At 59.3% G+C, this 16,581-nt stretch carries 13 protein-coding genes, 1 tRNA gene and 1 pseudogene; 8 read left to right on the top strand and 7 right to left on the bottom strand.

Annotated elements, in window-relative coordinates; translation table 11 throughout:
• Positions 1-45: 45 nt before the first annotated feature.
• The 4 genes from ACWPVA_RS14200 to ACWPVA_RS14185 all read right to left on the bottom strand — a co-directional run bounded on the left by ACWPVA_RS14200 (position 46) and on the right by ACWPVA_RS14185 (position 4,512).
• Positions 46-804, bottom strand: a complete 759-nt coding sequence (locus tag ACWPVA_RS14200) for a phytanoyl-CoA dioxygenase family protein (RefSeq protein ID WP_454288303.1) — start codon at positions 802-804, stop codon at positions 46-48.
• A gap of 78 nt (positions 805-882) precedes the next feature.
• The gene (locus ACWPVA_RS14195) at positions 883-1,716 is read right to left on the bottom strand and encodes a YqcI/YcgG family protein (RefSeq protein WP_454288302.1); all 834 of its coding nucleotides are present in this window, start codon (positions 1,714-1,716) and stop codon (positions 883-885) included.
• Between the two features lie 140 nt (positions 1,717-1,856).
• Positions 1,857-3,218, bottom strand: a complete 1,362-nt coding sequence (locus ACWPVA_RS14190; protein ID WP_454288301.1) for an ATP-grasp domain-containing protein — start codon at positions 3,216-3,218, stop codon at positions 1,857-1,859.
• Between the two features lie 55 nt (positions 3,219-3,273).
• Positions 3,274-4,512 carry an MFS transporter gene (locus ACWPVA_RS14185; RefSeq protein WP_454288300.1) on the bottom strand — a complete coding sequence of 413 codons (1,239 nt, stop codon included), beginning with the start codon at positions 4,510-4,512 and terminating at the stop codon, positions 3,274-3,276.
• Between the two features lie 117 nt (positions 4,513-4,629).
• On the opposite strand from ACWPVA_RS14185, the gene ACWPVA_RS14180 reads away from it, so the two are divergent.
• The 3 genes and pseudogenes from ACWPVA_RS14180 to ACWPVA_RS14170 all read left to right on the top strand — a co-directional run bounded on the left by ACWPVA_RS14180 (position 4,630) and on the right by ACWPVA_RS14170 (position 7,411).
• Positions 4,630-5,517, top strand: a complete 888-nt coding sequence (locus tag ACWPVA_RS14180) for a LysR family transcriptional regulator (RefSeq protein ID WP_454288299.1) — start codon at positions 4,630-4,632, stop codon at positions 5,515-5,517.
• Positions 5,518-5,672: 155 nt separating this feature from the next.
• Positions 5,673-6,252 (top strand): annotated as a pseudogene (locus tag ACWPVA_RS14175) (IS630 family transposase).
• A gap of 220 nt (positions 6,253-6,472) precedes the next feature.
• Positions 6,473-7,411: an IS110 family transposase gene (locus ACWPVA_RS14170; protein ID WP_454286697.1), complete on the top strand. Its 939-nt coding sequence runs from the start codon at positions 6,473-6,475 to the stop codon at positions 7,409-7,411.
• Positions 7,412-7,454: 43 nt separating this feature from the next.
• Here the strand turns inward: ACWPVA_RS14170 and ACWPVA_RS14165 are convergent.
• Positions 7,455-7,530: transfer RNA gene (locus ACWPVA_RS14165), tRNA-Thr, on the bottom strand.
• A 267-nt stretch (positions 7,531-7,797) separates the two neighbouring features.
• Positions 7,798-8,757 carry an NAD(P)H-dependent flavin oxidoreductase gene (locus ACWPVA_RS14160; protein ID WP_454288298.1) on the bottom strand — a complete coding sequence of 320 codons (960 nt, stop codon included), beginning with the start codon at positions 8,755-8,757 and terminating at the stop codon, positions 7,798-7,800.
• Positions 8,758-9,051: 294 nt separating this feature from the next.
• Between ACWPVA_RS14160 and ACWPVA_RS14155 the strand changes: the two genes are divergently transcribed.
• Positions 9,052-10,248: a hypothetical protein gene (locus tag ACWPVA_RS14155; protein ID WP_454288297.1), complete on the top strand. Its 1,197-nt coding sequence runs from the start codon at positions 9,052-9,054 to the stop codon at positions 10,246-10,248.
• 12 nt (positions 10,249-10,260) lie between these two features.
• On the opposite strand, the gene ppk2 is transcribed toward ACWPVA_RS14155, so the two are convergent.
• Positions 10,261-11,154: a polyphosphate kinase 2 gene (gene ppk2, locus ACWPVA_RS14150; RefSeq protein WP_454288296.1), complete on the bottom strand. Its 894-nt coding sequence runs from the start codon at positions 11,152-11,154 to the stop codon at positions 10,261-10,263.
• Positions 11,155-11,397: 243 nt separating this feature from the next.
• Between ppk2 and phoR the strand changes: the two genes are divergently transcribed.
• The 4 genes from phoR (at position 11,398) to pstA (ending at position 16,578) form a co-directional block, all read left to right on the top strand.
• The gene (gene phoR / locus ACWPVA_RS14145; RefSeq protein WP_454289596.1) at positions 11,398-12,618 is read left to right on the top strand and encodes a phosphate regulon sensor histidine kinase PhoR; all 1,221 of its coding nucleotides are present in this window, start codon (positions 11,398-11,400) and stop codon (positions 12,616-12,618) included.
• 194 nt (positions 12,619-12,812) lie between these two features.
• Complete coding sequence (locus ACWPVA_RS14140) at positions 12,813-13,850, top strand: substrate-binding domain-containing protein (RefSeq protein WP_454288295.1); 1,038 nt, start codon at positions 12,813-12,815, stop codon at positions 13,848-13,850.
• A 68-nt stretch (positions 13,851-13,918) separates the two neighbouring features.
• Positions 13,919-15,289, top strand: coding sequence for a phosphate ABC transporter permease subunit PstC (pstC, locus tag ACWPVA_RS14135; RefSeq protein WP_454288294.1), 1,371 nt, complete (start codon positions 13,919-13,921; stop codon positions 15,287-15,289).
• Positions 15,289-16,578, top strand: coding sequence for a phosphate ABC transporter permease PstA (pstA, locus tag ACWPVA_RS14130; RefSeq protein ID WP_454288293.1), 1,290 nt, complete (start codon positions 15,289-15,291; stop codon positions 16,576-16,578). Before pstC ends, pstA begins: the two co-directional genes overlap by 1 nt.
• The last annotated feature ends 3 nt before the right edge of the window (positions 16,579-16,581 follow it).

The raw sequence follows: 16,581 nt of genomic DNA, 5'->3' as shown, positions 1-16,581 counted from the left end.
GGGTAGTTCCGGGCCCTTGCGACCCTGTTGCGAATCTTTGACCGCCTACGAATGCTGCGCGAAATCGAGCCCTGGATCACCGCGTCGGTTATATTGATCAGGATCTCCAAGATAGGATTGGACACCGGGGCGAAGCGCGAAACCAAGCAATTGCCGCTTCAATGGATCCGTCAGGCCGAGAATGCGCGCTGGCGGCGGCTGGGTGCATCCGAGGTCCCGGCGCTTGATCCAAAACTTCCCGAAAATAGGGAACAGCGCCCAACAATCGACTGAAGGACCGTCAATAGTTCCGGCATGCCAGAGAGCCGCGTCATGCACTACAGCCGCCCCCGCCGGTACCGGAACCGCAATTCCCCCCTCCAGATCACCTAGCGATCGGGGCGGGCCGTCGTCCTGCCGGTGAGAGCCAGGCACCAGCCGCAACGGACCGGCACGGGCCGGCGTATCCTGCAGGTAGATCGCGATGCTGACCGCGAGGGTCTTGCCCGCCGCGAATTCGACGTCGCGATGCCATTCCGGCTCCGCATCGCCCGAACGAGTCCGCAACATATCGAACTGGAGCAACTGCACATCCTCTCCGATGAGTTGGACCGCCAGTTCGATCAATTCCGGCGCATCGAGCAGACGGCAAAACGCTTCCCGACGGAAGCACGATCGTTCGTTCCACGAGGATCGCAAAGGTTCGGTCTCGGACATCTGACGGGCGGCGCGCTGAATGTCCTCCAAAACATCGTTAGGGATAATACTATCCAAAACCGTGTATCCATTACGGTTGAATTGCGAAAGTTCGTCAAAATTCAACATGAGAAACCGCCTTCAACGTGGTTATTCCGGATTTATATTTTAGTAGAAATCGAATCTACCATTCCAAATATGCTTTATTCATTTAAAAGGACATTGCTGGATCGAGAGTTTTATCGGAGTTTCATTGTCATCGGATAGGATATACTGAGATCTCTCCGTTCCAACTGCACCCTGACCATAGGCAAAAGAACTCCAAGGGGCGAAGGCAAGCCCCTTATCGAAGGCCTCGGTGCGGGCACGGATGATGGATCTCACCTTGCGCCCTTTGTCCGTCGGTCCGGCGACGCGGTCAAACACGTCGCGCGGCGAGATCATCAAGGTCATGCTGGGACCAAGATTGCGGGAATGGCGAGCTATATTGGCCGGTGTGGAGACATTGACGAACAGCGCACGGCCGGCAAAGGCAAACGACCAGTGCGGATCGTCCTCATCCGTGGGAACTTCAGCCGGCCAAGGCGCGACATCGCTTTCGTGCAGCGATTGGAGCAACTTCTGGGTCATTTCAGCGTAATGCGCCAGCGAGTACCCGGGAACCGGACTGACAAATATTACCAGCACATGATAATCGGCCTTTTTCTGAGGCATCCCGTCCAAGGCATCCAGATACTTGATGATCGCCTTGCGAATAACGGTGATGTCCTTAGCTTCGTAAGTGGTTTCAACAAAGGCGTAGACCAACTGCTCCTGCTGTTCCGACGTCGTCGCGAATGTGCAGGGGAAATCCGGATTCGAGACCACCTGCCGGAATGCCTTCAGGCTGGCCCTAGCCCAAGGGGCAAGTGGGGCTCCTCCCGGGCTGTCAATTTCTGCTTGGGTCCAGTATGGGGCGCCACCGACGGGTAGTAGAAGGCTTGTCTCGCCGTTGACGGCTCCGCCCCTGTCATCGTTTTCCGCGAAATGTTGAACATTCATTTCAGCTTCTCCTCTGTTGCCAAAGCCGCGACCTTGCAGGACGCGAAAGAAATGACTCCCCCGACGGCGTACCCCTGGCGGGTGCCGCTCCCCTGTTGCGGGGATGGCTCTTGTAGTTTGATGTGGTGAGGGCGCTTCGCTCAGGTCGTCTTCAGGGCCAGTGCCGGTCTCCAACTCTGGGCCGCGAAGATGTGCTCGGATTGGTTCATCAGGACTTGTTGCGCTTCGATCAGCAACTCCACAGTCGGCGCCTTCAGAAAGACATTGGCGATGTAATTGGGCGTTCCAAGTTTGGGATCATAGGGTTTGACGGGTTCGCCGTCCTCGTAATCGCTTCCCCAGGCAATCTCGAACTCCACGGCTGGGTTGAGATAGCTCCGGAGGTCAAGTGCTTTGTTGATCCTGGGATAATGCCGCCAGGGCTCGCCCCCGGGCGTGAGGCTGATGATGGCAACTGGTCCGGCCGCGCCATGGACCGGCTGGTACTGGAGGGCTGGTACGTCAATCGTTTCACCCAATAGTGCCCGGCTGAGCAGGTCGATCATATCGACACCGAAAACCTCAAGGATTTGCCGTGTCATCAGCGCACCTGGCGTGCGGGCCGCCGATTCCACCATGCAGAGCTCGCCATTTGCCTGCAACTTCATCTCGGTGTGCGTAGCACAGGTGTCGAGCTGCTGCGCGTCCACCGCGCGTCGGGCGAAATCGACGATCGGCAACTGCTTGGCTAGAGGCAGTACGCAAGGCGTAATCTGTCCGACTTCGGTGAAGGGGGGCGCCAGCGGATATTTTGAGGTGACGGCGATCGGGTGGTAGACGCCCCTGACCACTAACCCCTCGACACTGACCAAATCGCCAAAGGTGGCATCGTCGTACCAGGAGGCTGTTGATGCTTCAATAAACTCCTCCAGAATGAATTCCGGTTCGGAAAAGCCCTCTATTGCCCCCACTGTTCGCCCAGTCGCGAGCGTGTGCAGGAACGCACTGCCATGTTCCCAGACGATTTGCAGGTTGTCGCCTGTCCGTAGGATGGTATGGCCGATGGAGGCCGCCCCTTCCGTGGGTTTCAGCACGGCCGGCAGGCGCAGATCAGCGGCGGCGGTTTCAAGGTCGTGCAAATTTCGGACCCGACGGAAGCGAGGATTACGTACCCCGGCAGCCTCGAATGCGTTGCGCATTGCCCATTTGTTGCGCGCCAGATGAATATGAGGGCCGGCGCCGCGAAGGCCGCGCTCGTGCGCGGACCGCGACACTGGGCCGATCGAAAATTCGTCGAGGGTCAGAACGGCGTCGATACGATAGCTATCGATCGCCTCCAGGATATGCTGCTCCAGCTCGGCTTCACTGCCGAACGGTCGAGCAAGCTGGACATCCGCGTGTCTACCGATCGCCTCGATTTTGGATTTCGCCAGTGTGTCAGAATAAAGAACATGCAGCTTTCCAAGAGCCTTGAACTCGGGGCAGCCCGAAGTCCAGGGGGGGGCCACCAAAACCTGCGACAAACAGTAGATGCTTCATTGTTTTCCTCCGGCATTCTCGTGTTTCAGGGCCAACTGCTCACGTCCGAGCGCTTGCCGTTGGCGACTCTTCGGCTGGCGAGTCCCCGGCTACCGGTAAATGCTCGCGCACCAGGAGAAGTAGGGCTCCGCCCAGAGCTGCCATGACTGCAGCTAGCGCCACCGCAGATGCGGCGTCACCAGCCTGCAAAAGCGCGCCATAGGCGATCGCGGCAACCGCGCCGCCGGCATAGAAGGCGAGCTGACGCGTGCTGGTTGAAACGATGGACTGACCCTTGGTGAAGGCCGAAATACTTACAGCGTCGAGGATCGGCATCGTTGTGTAGTTGAGCGTAATGCGCAGGAAGTAGCCGAGCAGGAACAAACCCAAGGTCGGCAATGCGGCCTGCAGCAAAAGCGATGCCACGGCGACAACAGTCAAAGTGCCGATTAACAAGCGGTGAGAAACGCGCTGCTTGAGGCCCGGTGCCACCAGGGCTCCGGCCAACGCGAAGAGCTTTTCAACCCCTAGGACCACTGCCGTGTCGCCGACCGACATCTGATAGACGTCCGTGAAAATGAGATTGGAGAACCGGAAAACCAGCAGGATTGAGCCACCCATCATGAAGGAGGCAGCAAACAGCGTCGACAGCGGAAACCAGTCCGGGCGGGCGCTTCCCTGCACCGCGTTATGCCGTTGCGGCAATTCCATCGGGTTCATGCCGATCGAGGTTTCGCGGAAGAAACACATGATCAGCGCCAGAACGCCGGCGGCTAAGAGCACGGCGATATAGGTCCCTTGGGCGGACCAGAGCGATATATTGGCGAAGCCGGCGGCGGCCAGCGATCCAACCATCGCGCAACCTAAATAGGAGACGAAGAACGCGCTGAACAACCGGACACGCGCGTCCGGGGCAACGCGATTCCCAAAGATCGCAGCTCCTGTCGAAAGCATGCCGACGAATCCCCCCGACACTACGCTCAACACTAGACCTGTTGTCAAAACCGTCCCACAAAAGGGGATAACGAACAGGGCAAGCGCAAACTGAAGTGCGGCGACACGATGAACCAGACGCAAGCCAAATCGGCGGGAGGCCATACCCTGTAGGATAACCGCAATCGACATCCCAACCATTGAAATGGAATAAATCGTTCCGACTTCGGCCTTGCTTAGCCCTTTTGTCGCTAGGAAAAAGTTGAAAACAGCGTCGAAGCTACCATTCGCGAGCCCCATAAACCCGGAGGCGACGAGGTACTTGACGGTGAAATGATCAAAATGGGTAGAGATGGTACGGTTCAACAATCGAGCACCTTGATAGGATCCAAAACGATTAATCTGTTGATGGATTGCACGCAAAAAGCGTAGTTGTAAAATTCGAAATCGAACGCCAAGAATTACTGAATCTTATGGTGGCTCATGAATCTGCGACAGGTAGAAGCGTTTCGAGCGGTCATGTTGACGGGCAAGGTGACGGCGGCGGCGGAACTGCTGACCGTGACGCAGCCCGCCGTCAGCCGACTGATCCGTGAATTCGAGCACACGACGAAGCTGCGCTTGTTCATCCGACAGGGAAACCGTGTCATCCCGACCCAGGAGGCCATCGCGTTGATGAAGGCGGTCGATCGCGCCTTCGCTGGGCTGGATCAGATAGCAACGGCGGTGGGCGATATCGCCCGCCAGTCCGCCGGCAGTTTGCGGATCGCTGCCATGCCCGCGTTGGGCATCGGCATCCTACCCCGCTTCCTTGCCCGCTTTCTCCGCGACAAGGTTGACGTGCGGGCATCGCTGCGAAGCATGCCGTCGGTGATGGTCACGGAAGCGGTGATGTCGGGGCAGGCCGACATTGGCTATGCGGAGGGGCCCTTGGACAGGCCGGGCCTCACCATCCGCAATTGCCCTCTGGACGCCGTGGCGGCGCTTCCCACAGATCATCCGTTGTCGCGAAAGGCTTTTATTGAGCCGCACGATCTGTTGGATCAACGCATGATCTCGTTGGAGTCCGGATCCTTGTTTTCTATGCGCGTCGATCTCGCGCTTGCCGGCATCCAGCGCTCGACCGCCATTGAAGTCCGCCTCTCTCACACGGCCTTGACCCTGGTGAGCGAAGGATCAGGAATAGCCATCATCGACCCGACCTCAGCATGTGAGTTCAGCGGTCGCGGCGCGGTTATGCGGCCGTTCCGCCCCTCCGTCGAGGCCGGATTCCTCGAAGTAAAGCCTTCGAACCGGCCGACATCCACTCTGCTGGACCATTTTTCCGAGGCATTCTGGAACTTTCATGCCGAGCAAGTAGCTAAATTCTAGCGTATCCCGCTACCGCTCTTCCGTCGAATTGGCCTGGTCGGCCCGAAGCTGCGTGGCCAACCTAGAGCCTTTCCGTCCTTTTTTGAATCGGGTCGGATTCCCAAAACACCTTTGTTCTGATTCACTGGTGCTGGCTGGATGGAGGCCAGCATCTCATGACCGCACCATTATCGAATGATCTGCGTGAGCGCGTTGTTGCAGCGGTGTTGAGCGGCGAAAGCAGTCGTGCAATGGCTGCGCGTTTCGAAGTCGCCGTCTCTTCGGTGGTGAAGTGGTCGCAGCGCTATCGCGCGACCGGATCGGTTCACGCCACACGGCCACTGGCGCACGCTGACCTTCCTCGGTGCGTTGAGGAACGATGGCATGACAGCGCCTTGCGTCTTCGACGGGCCGATCAACGGCCAGTGCTTTCGCGCCTATGTCGAGCAGCAACTGGTTCCCGTCCTAAAGCCCGGTGATATCGTCATCATGGACAATCTCGGCAGTCACAAGTCGCCGGCCATCCGTCAGAGCATCAAAGCCGCCGGTGCGCGGCTCTGGTTCCTGCCGCCTTACTCGCCCGATCTCAATCCGATCGAGCAGGCCTTTTCCAAGATCAAACATTGGATGCGGCTCGCCCAAAAGCGCACCATTGACGACACCTGGCGTCACATCGGCACGCTGGTTGAAACAATCCACCCCGACGAATGCGCGAACTATCTCGCCAACGCTGGCTATGCTTCCGTCAAATCATGAATTGCTTGTCTTATGACTATTTGTGCTTCTTCGTGAGATAAGGAAGCGCCGGAGAGGACGGCCATCCTCTTCCGGCGATGGGGGACGGATCGTGGAAATGCAGGCCGCCATTCATCGAGTGCCGGGCCGAGCTAGAGTGTGATCGCCCCCATCTTTTCCAATCGTCCTGAACGGATACCCGAGTTTCGGGCTCGGATGACAAGCATAGGAGGCGGAAAAGATGACGGATATTACCATCGGCGCGGACATCTCGAAAGACCATATCGACCTGCACAGCCTGCCAGACGGTCAAAACTTGAGGGTGGGCAATGACCGCAAGGGTTTTGCGGCCATTCTCAAATGGATCGGCGCAAAGAGCGTGGAGCGCATCGTCTATGAACCCACCGGCCCCTACCACAAGGCCTTCGAGCGCTTCATGGCCGCAAATGGCTTGCCGCTCTCCAAGGTCAATCCCCGCCTTGCCCGGCGCTTTTGCGAAGCCACCGGCAGGCTTGCCAAGACGGACCGGATCGATGCCGAACTGCTGGCCCGCTACGGGACGCTTCTTGAACCGCGCATCCTGCAGGCCAATACACAAGACCATAATGATCTGAAAGAGTTGCATATGGCGCGGCTGGCGCTCGTCAAAGACAGGACCGCCGCGAAGAACAGGGCCAAGAACCTTTCCAGCCCGCTGCTGAAGAAACACAACGTCGAAAGGCTCAGGCAGATCGAGCGCCAGATCAAGGCCGTGGACGAAGCCATCATGGCCTTGATTGCCGAGGACGCATCCCGCAAGGCTAGGTTCGACATCCTCGTCTCAATTCCGGGCGTGTCACAGGTCACGGCTTTTACACTTCTCATCGAGATGCCTGAACTGGGCGAACTGGATGAGAAAGCCGCAGCCGCACTCTCCGGTCTTGCGCCGGTGAGCCGCCAGTCCGGACGATGGACCGGACGCGCTTTCATTGCTGGCGGCAGGGCCATCGTCCGCCACGCGCTCTACATGCCCGCCCTCGTCGCTTGCCGCTTCAACCCAGATCTCAAGGCAAAATACGACGACCTCGTCAAAACAGGAAAGCCACCCAAGGTCGCCATTACAGCCATCATGCGAAAGCTCATCCTCCTGGCAAACGCACTTCTGCGAAACAACAGGAAATGGATCCCAAAACCCGCTTGATCAAAACGGATACTCTAAGTATCCGGGCTGGACATTGGGGGAGTGGTGCCGCTTGCAGGACTCGAACCTGCGACCCCATCATTACGAATGATGTGCTCTACCACCTGAGCTAAAGCGGCTCACCAAGCGCAGGGCAACCTACTATCGCCCTACTATTTTATTCCTTCACGCTCCAACCCACTGGCTTCGAACATCATTCCCGAGCGGACCCGGTAATTACGAATGATGTGCTCTACCACCTGAGCTAAAGCGGCCAACGCGAACCGCAACGCGTGCGGTTCGTTGATCTGGAGGCGCTGATACAGGCATCGCGCCGGAATTTCAAGCCGGGAATTTCGGCGCTTGCGGTTTTCCCGCTTCCACGGCTGCGGACGTCGAAGTGCGTCTCAGAGGGCGAGGCGGGCGCGGGCGGCCTTGTATTCGCTCTCCAGCCGATCGACGACGGCGGCGACCGGTTCCACCGCCTTGACCGCGCCGATCCCCTGGCCGCAACCCCAGATGTCCTTCCAGGCCTTGGCGCCGGTGGTCGCCTTGTCGAAATCCATCTTCGACGGATCGGCGACCGGCAGGTTGTCCGGATCCATACCGGCGGCGATGATCGACGACTTCAGGTAGTTGCCGTGGATGCCGGTGAAATAGTTGGAATAGACGATGTCGTTGGCATGGGCTTCGACGATCGCTTGCTTGTAGGCGTCAGACGCCCGCGCCTCGGTCGTGGCGATGAAGGGCGAGCCGATATAGGCCATGTCGGCGCCCATCGCCTGGGCGGCGAGAATGCCGCTGCCGGTTGAGATCGCACCGGCCAAAAGCAGCGGCCCGTCGAACCATTCGCGGATTTCCTGGATAAGCGCGAAGGGCGACAGCGTGCCGGCATGGCCGCCGGCGCCGGTGGCAACCGCGATCAGGCCGTCGGCGCCCTTGCGGATCGCCGAATTGGCGTGGCGGTTGTTGATCACGTCGTGCAGCACGATGCCGCCATAGGAATGCACGGCGGCGTTGACTTCCGGCACGGCGCCGAGCGAGGAAATGACGATCGGCACCTTATATTTCACGCACATCGTCAGATCATGCTCCAGCCGCTTGTTGGAGGGGTGGACGATCTGGTTGACGGCGAAGGGCGCGGCCGGGCGCTTCGGGTTTTTGGCATTGTGGCTCGCCAGTTCCTCGGTCATCTGCGCCAGCCATTCGTCCAGCTGGGCCTCCGGGCGGGCGTTGAGCGCCGGGAAGGAGCCGATGATGCCGGCCTTGCACTGCGCCAGCGTCAACGCGGGATGGGAGATGATGAACAGTGGCGAGGCCACCACCGGAAGCCTGAGATGTTCGGAAAGGACCGGCGGAAGAGCCATGGAAACCTCACTAGATATTACGTTTACGGAAACGTCAATAAACTAGCAGAATGCAAGCGCGAGGGAAAGACCGACTGCAGGGTTTGAGGCAGACGCGCCGCCATCCTTCGGCTCGATATTGTTCCCCTGATCAAAGGCCCGAATGCGGACCGTCCTCGTGATCGCCACTTTCTTCTGCGTATCCGGCGTAACCACGGCGGCAGGGCTTGCGGATCGCGCCTCCAGCCGCTACCGAATTGTCAAGAGCATGGAACCATGGGCGCGATGTCGCCGCCGGCAGGAGCAGGATCGCCTTTGAACGGTTTGGAAACGGCAATCAGAAACGCTCTCGAGCGCTCGGACCGCACCAATGCGGAGACCCGCGCCCGGATCTATCAGTCGGCGCGCCAGGCGCTGGAAAGTGGGTTGCGCAAGCAGAACGTCAACGATCCTGAAACGGTCGCCGAACAGCGCCATCGCCTCGAGACGCTGATCCATGCGATCGAGCAGGAAGAACGCCATCGCCTCGACCATGCCGTCGGTGCCGCGGACACGCCGACGCGTCAGACCGGAGCAGCGGCCCCCGTTCCTCCCACGGTTGCGCAAGCCGTTCCGCCCGGCGCGCCGTCACCCCGTGCCGAGCCGCCGATCGTCGACAAGTTGCACGCAGCCCCGCCGTCGGCCGCGGTCGACCAGGGTTTGACCGCGTCCCGCGACCACCGGGCCGAGCCGGCCGTCGGCCGGCCCGATCCTCTTCCGCCGGGCGATGAGGTCGACCGTGTGCTCGAGGTTCGCGCCGAGGCGCCTATGCGCCCTCGCAAGCCGCGGCGCGGTCTCTACTCGCGCCTCTTTATCCTGTCCGTTGTCTTTGCCACCTTGGGTATGGGCGCGTGGTGGATCTATACATCAGGTATAATGCTGTCGGTGGAGGAACGTGACACAAGCGTTCCCAATCCGCCGCCGCGTGCCGAGGACGAGGATTTCACTGGCGCCGATGCGACCACGGAGCCGACAGCGGAATCTTCGGCCGCACCACGCACGCTCGACGCTCAGAGCGGTTTTTCCGACAGCTGGATCCAGGTGTTCGAGCCCAAGCAGATTTCCGCGATCAGAGCCCGCGGCAATGCACTGGTGGATGTCGTGGCCGCGAGCGACGGGACGGCCATACAGATCGTTTCCCGCAGTGCCGATGCCGATGGCAGTGCGGAAATCACGGTTCCGACAGATATCTTGCGGGAAATGGCGGGACGGACCTCGACCATCGCGCTCACCCTGCAATCGGCAGACGACAAGCCGGTGCAGATATCGGTCTCCTGCGATTTCGGTCGTCTCGGTGATTGCGCACGCCACCGCTTCACAGTGAACCCGGAAAAGACAGATGTGCTTTTCCGGGTATCGTTCGAGCGCGCCATGGCCCCCGGTACGTCCGGCCAACTGCTGCTGAACGGAGACCTCGGTGGCACGGGACGCGGCGTCAACCTCTATTCCGTGCGCATCCTGCCGGGCGAGTGATCGCCCGGCCGCTCATTTCTGCTTTCCGTTGAGGAAATCCGGGCCTGAGCCGATGATTTTCGGATCCAGCTTGCCGACCTTGCCATCGTCTTTTCCGTCATAATCCATGGAGCGCAGGATGTGCCGGATGACGTTGAGTCTGGCCCGGCGTTTGTCATTGGCCTTTACGATCGTCCACGGGGCGTAGGCGGTGTGTGTTTCGTTCAACATGCGGTCGCGTTTTTCGGTGTACTCGTCCCACTTGCCGAGCGCGACGATGTCGATGGGCGACAGTTTCCATATCTTCAGTGGATCGTGCCGGCGGTCGTGGAAACGCTCGATTTGCATCTCCTGGCCTATATTCAGCCAGAATTTGCAGAAGTGGATCCCGTCCTGCTCGATCAGCCTCTCGAAGCGCGGTGCCTCCGCGAGGAACTTCTCATATTGCTCGGTTGTGCAGAAACCGTTGACGGGTTCGACTACAGCGCGATTGTACCAGGAGCGGTCAAACAGCACAAATTCTCCGGCGGTCGGAAAATGGCTGACATAGCGCTGGAAATACCATTGACCGCGTTCTGTTTCCGTCGGCTTCGGCAGTGCCACCTCTCGGGCGGAGCGCGGATTCATGTAAGCAAGGATGTTCTTGACCGTGCCGCCCTTGCCGGCGGCATCGCGCCCTTCGAAAAGCGCCATGAAACGCTGGCCTGTCCGCTGCAGCCAGAACTGCAGTTTCACAAGTTCGATCTGCGCGTCCTTGAGTTGATCCTCGTATTCTTCCTCATCCATCTTCTTGTCATAAGGGAAACTGCCGGAGGCCAGGGACTTGTCATCGATCCATTTCGGCAATTTCGGGTCGTCGATGTCGAACCTGCGTTTCTCTCCGTCGAGCGTCAGTTCGACGATCCGGCTTTCGATTTCCATGTCCATCGCTCTTCTCCTGCTTGCCGCAGCGCGTGCCGGCAATGTCAGTGAGGACATATTTGCCGCACGAATTCAAGCCCTTGCTGATATCCGTGGCAAGCGGCTTCGTGCGGAAATCCCTGACGAACGATGGCAAGGTTGGCAAACATCTGTCATGAATCATCGCTAGGATGGCAGGTTCGTATTCGGTTGCAGGCACGGAGGGCAGAGGGATCTTGAGTGGAAAAACGACTGGCTGGCGAGCTTCTGATGTGGCGAATGGTTTCCGGCTGGATCTATCTTGCCGCCGCTGCGCTGGTTTCGCTCGCCGCCTATCTTTCGGGAGCGCAGCCGGCATTCGCAGGCATTCTTTTCGCGCTTTCCGTCCTGGCAATTCTGTTGCGAAGCGGGGAAGAAACCCAGAGTAGCCGGCCCGCGGTCGCCGCCGAATCCGTTGCCGCCGAGGAAGTTGAGGGCACAGGACAGGTCGTCGCGGCGGTTCTGAACGCCATAGACCTGCCGGTTTTCGTCCTAGGCCGTGATGCGGCGCTACGTGATCAGAACCCTGCCGCCGAGAAAGCCTTCGGCGCTTTGGAGCCGGGCCTGCATATCTCGGCGCGCTTCCGCTCCCCCGGCGTCCTGGACATGGTGCGTGAGACGATCGCCACGGACGAGCCGAACCAGATCGAGCACTCCGAACGACTTCCCTCCGAGCGCGTCTATATTGTGCGGTCCTCGCCGCTGCATATCGAAGGCGCGAAGGAGGACCTGTTCCTCTTGTCGTTCAAGGATATTTCCGAACTGCGCCGGATCGATCGGATGCGCAGCGATTTTGTTGCCAACGCCAGCCATGAACTGCGCACGCCGCTGGCTTCACTACGCGGTTTCATCGAGACCATGCAGGGCCCGGCGCGCGGCGACCCCAAGGCCCAGGAGCGGTTTCTCACCATTATGCTCGAACAGGCGAACCGGATGAGCCGCCTCGTCGATGACCTGCTTTCGTTGTCCCGCCTGGAACTGAAGGCTCATCTCGCGCCCGACCAGATGGTCGATCTCGTGCCCGTCATAGGCCATGTCCGCGACAGCCTGGCGCCGCTGGCCGCGGAACTGGATGTGGAGATCCGCCTGCATATGCCGCAGGAGAAGGTGGAGGTTCTCGGGGATCGGGATGAACTGGTCCAGGTTTTCGAAAACCTGATTGAGAACGCCTGCAAATATGGGCAGGAAGGCAAGACCGTCGACGTTCATGTTCGCAATCCGGGTGGCGGCTCGGTGGAGGTCAGCGTCATCGACCACGGACCCGGAATTCCGTCCGAGCACGTGCCGCGCCTGACAGAGCGATTTTACCGGGTGAGCGTGACCGACAGTCGCTCGAAAAAGGGGACCGGACTGGGCCTGGCGATCGTCAAGCACATCCTCACGCGTCACCGGGCAAGGCTCATCGTGAAGTCGGAAATCGACCAGGGAACCGAGTTTACCGTCCGTTTTTGACATATAAATCCGGAAATTGCGGAAATCGTTTGGAATATACAAACAAAATCAAAGAGATGAATTGTCACAAATGTTTCATCGAACTGACATAAAAGCTTGTGGGAAGGGCCGCTATGAACAGCGTGCTGATCTTCGGCGGTCACCGCTGAACATGGTCGCATCGACCCAACAGCCCAATAACGGGAGAATTCCAGATGAACGTTTTGAAACTTTCGGCAGCAGCCCTTGTTGCCTCGGTCGCCTTCGCAGGCGTTGCAGTTGCTCGTGACCAGATCAAGGTAACCGGTTCCTCGACCGTGTTCCCTTACTCTCAGGCTGCGGCTGAAGAATTTGCCAACAAGTCCGGTAAGCCGGCTCCGGTTGTCGAGTTGGTCGGTACCGGCGGCGGTTTCAAGGCGTTCTGCGGCGGCATCGGCCCTGACTTCGCTGACATCACCGGCGCTTCGCGCGCCATCAAGGAATTGGAAGTCAAGCTGTGCACCGACAACGGTGTGACCGACATCACCGAAGCCATGATCGGTTATGACGGTCTTTCCATCGCCGTTTCGCGTGCCAATGCCGCCGACTGGAACCTGACCGAAGAGCAGATCTTCAAGGCGCTGGCCGCCGAACTTCCGGATGGCAAGGGTGGTTTCGTCGCCAATCCGAACAAGACGTGGTCTGACGTTGACGCATCGCTGCCGGCCATCAACATCGTCGCTTTCGGCCCCCCGCCGACCTCCGGTACCCGCGATGCTTTCGTCGAACTCGTCATGCATGACGGTTGCGGCAAGCTCGAGGGCATGGCCGACCTGAAGAAGGCCGACGAAAAGAAGTGGAACGAGGTCTGCTCGCGCATGCGTCAGGACGGTCCGTTCGTTGAAGCTGGCGAAAACGACAACCTCATCGTTCAGCGTCTCGAATCCGATCCGAACTCGCTCGGTATCTTCGGCTATTCGTTCCTCTACGAAAACGCCGACAAGCTCAAGGGTGTACACGTCAATGGCGTCGAACCGACCTTCGACACCATTGCTGATGGTTCGTACCCGGTTGCCCGTCCGCTGTTCTTCTATGTCAAGAACGCCCACCGCGACGTTATCCCGGGCATGAAGGAATTCCTCGAAGAGTACGTTTCTGATGCGGCTCTCGGTGCCGACGGCTACATGGCCGAGCGCGGTCTCACCCCGCTTGCACCGGAACTTCTCAAGGAAGTTCAGAAGGCTGTCATCGAAGGCAAGAAGTTCGGCTCGTAATCGGCCCTCTCTATAAGGCTGCCCGCCATCATGGCGGGCAGCCGTTCCTTGTTTTGATTGGGGGCGTTATGTCGGGCTATCTGTTTGGTATGATGGCACTTGCGGCGGTTGTCGTGGCCTATTTCGCCACGGCGCGGGCAAAGTCGATCTATTCCGGCGCGCAGGTGAAAGTTCACTCGCGACCGATCTACCACGGTCTGAATGCCGCGATCTGGACGGGAATTCCCGCCTTCATCTTCCTCATCCTTTGGCTTCTCGGACAGGACAGCATCATCGACATGCTCGTTCTCGCGTCGGTGCCCGGATCCGAAGCGCTCGAAGGCGCGAGGAAATCCATTCTGATTAGCGAGATTAGGCAGGTTGCCTCCGGCAACCTCTTCAAGGAACCGACGCCCGAGGTTCTTGCGGCCGTCGAGCACATGAAGTCTCTCAGAAACATCGCGAATATCGCCATCATCGCCGTCGTGGCATCCTTTATGGCGATTGGCGCGTTCTTCGGGATGAGGGTGATTTCGCCGCGGTATCGCGCGCGCCACAGTGTCGAGCGTTCGGTCGGTTATTTCATGATGTTCTCGTCGCTGGTCGCCATCATGACGACTGCCGGCATCGTCGGCTCTCTGGTGTTCGAGGCCATGCAATTCTTCGCCAAGGTTCCGGTCACCGAGTTTCTCTTCGGCCTGCGCTGGGAGCCGCAGATTGCCCTGCGTGCCGACCAGGTTGCGGGTGTAGGCGCTTTCGGCGTGATCCCCGTGCTGTTTGGTACATTCGTCATTTCCGGCCTTGCAATGATTGTTGCAACGCCGACCGGCATTCTTTCCGCCATCTATCTCACGGAATATTCGGATCATCGCTTTCGCGCAGTGGTTAAGCCGCTGCTGGAAATCCTCGCGGGTATCCCGACGGTCGTCTACGGCTTCTTCGCCGTCCTGACTGTTGCGCCCCTGGTTCGATCGCTTGGCATAGCCATGGGCCTGGATGCCGCGCCGAACAGCGCGCTGGCTGCCGGCGCCGTCATGGGTGTGATGATCATTCCGTTTATCTCGTCGCTCTCCGACGACGCCCTTGCCGCTGTCCCCCGCGCCATGCGCGACGGATCCTATGCGCTCGGCGCGACCAAGGGCGAGACAATCCGCAAGGTCCTCTTGCCAGCGGCTCTCCCCGGCATCGTTGGTGGCGTGCTTCTGGCTCTCAGCCGGGCGATCGGCGAAACCATGATTGTCGTCATGGCGGCCGGTCTCATTGCCAAGATGACCCTCAATCCGTTCGATTCTGTCACCACGGTTACCGTGCAGATCGTCACTTTGCTGATTGGCGACTCGGAGTTTGACAATCCGAAGACGCTGGCCGCCTTCGCGCTCGGCCTGGTTCTCTTCATCATCACCCTGGGCCTCAACCTGATCGCATTGCAAACTGTTCGCAGATATCGGGAGAAGTACTGATGTCCATTGAAGCTACTTCCGGTTCGCGCGGCATCGACTGGCAGTCGGATGCCATGAAGTCCCTGCGGAAAAGGCGCTATGCCGCCGATCGTCGGCTGCAGATCTATGGTATGGTCGCTATTGCCTTCGCCCTCGGCTTTCTGGCCCTGCTGATCGGTACCCTGACGTTCACCGGCTACAAGGCCTTTACCCAGACCATGGTCTCGATCGAGATCGATCTTTCCTCGCAGGAACTCGACCGCGAAGATCTCATGGGCGCCAACTGGCGCAATCTGGTGCGGGACGCGATGCGCGAACGGATCGGCGAGTTGCCGCGCTCGGATGAGCGCGACTATTTCAACATGTTCACTTCCTCGGCGCCGTTCCTGGTGCGCGATGCGGTAATGGCAAATCCGTCGCTGCTGGAGAAGAAGCACACCTATTTGATCCCCTTGTCAGACCCTCTTGATCAGCTTTCCAAGGGCGAGATCGACCGTAACACGCCGGCCAACCAGCGCCGGGTGAACGATCAGCAGATCGGATGGTATGACCAACTCGTGTCCAGCGGTGTTATTTCCCGGCCGTTCAACTGGGGCCTGTTCTTCAATTCCGACAGTCGGTTTCCAGAGCTGGCTGGCTTGGCCGGCGCGATATCCGGTTCTTTCTGGCTGCTGCTGGTATGTCTCGTAATCAGCCTGCCGGTCGGCATTGCCGCAGCCATCTATCTCGAGGAATTTGCGCCTAAGAACAAGTTCACTGACCTGATTGAGATCAACATCAACAACCTTGCCGCCGTGCCCTCGGTCGTCTTCGGTCTGCTAGGCCTCGCGGTGTTCCTCGGCTGGTTTGGCCTGCCCCGTTCGGCTCCCTTGGTCGGCGGGCTTGTGCTGTCGTTGATGACCCTGCCCACGATCATCATCGTGACCCGTGCCTCGCTAAAATCCGTCCCCTCGTCGATCCGGGAGGCAGCGCTCGGCGTCGGCGCATCCAAACACGAGGCGATCTTCCATCACATCCTGCCATTGTCGATGCCGACGATCATGACCGGCACGATCATCGGCCTTGCCCAGGCGCTCGGCGAAACGGCGCCGCTTTTGTTGATCGGCATGAACGCCTTCATCACAAGCCCACCGGACGGACTGTTCGAAGCCTCGACCGCCCTTCCGACCCAGATCTATATCTGGGCCGACAGTCCGGAACGAGGTTTCGTCGCCCGGACGTCCGCCGCGATTCTCGTTCTCCTGGGCTTTCTGGTGCTCATGAATGGCATCGCAATTTTCCTCCGGCAGCGTTTTGAGCGCCGATGGTAGATG

Source organism: Rhizobium arsenicireducens, from assembly GCF_964021225.1.
This window is presented reverse-complemented; position numbering and strand designations above follow the sequence as displayed.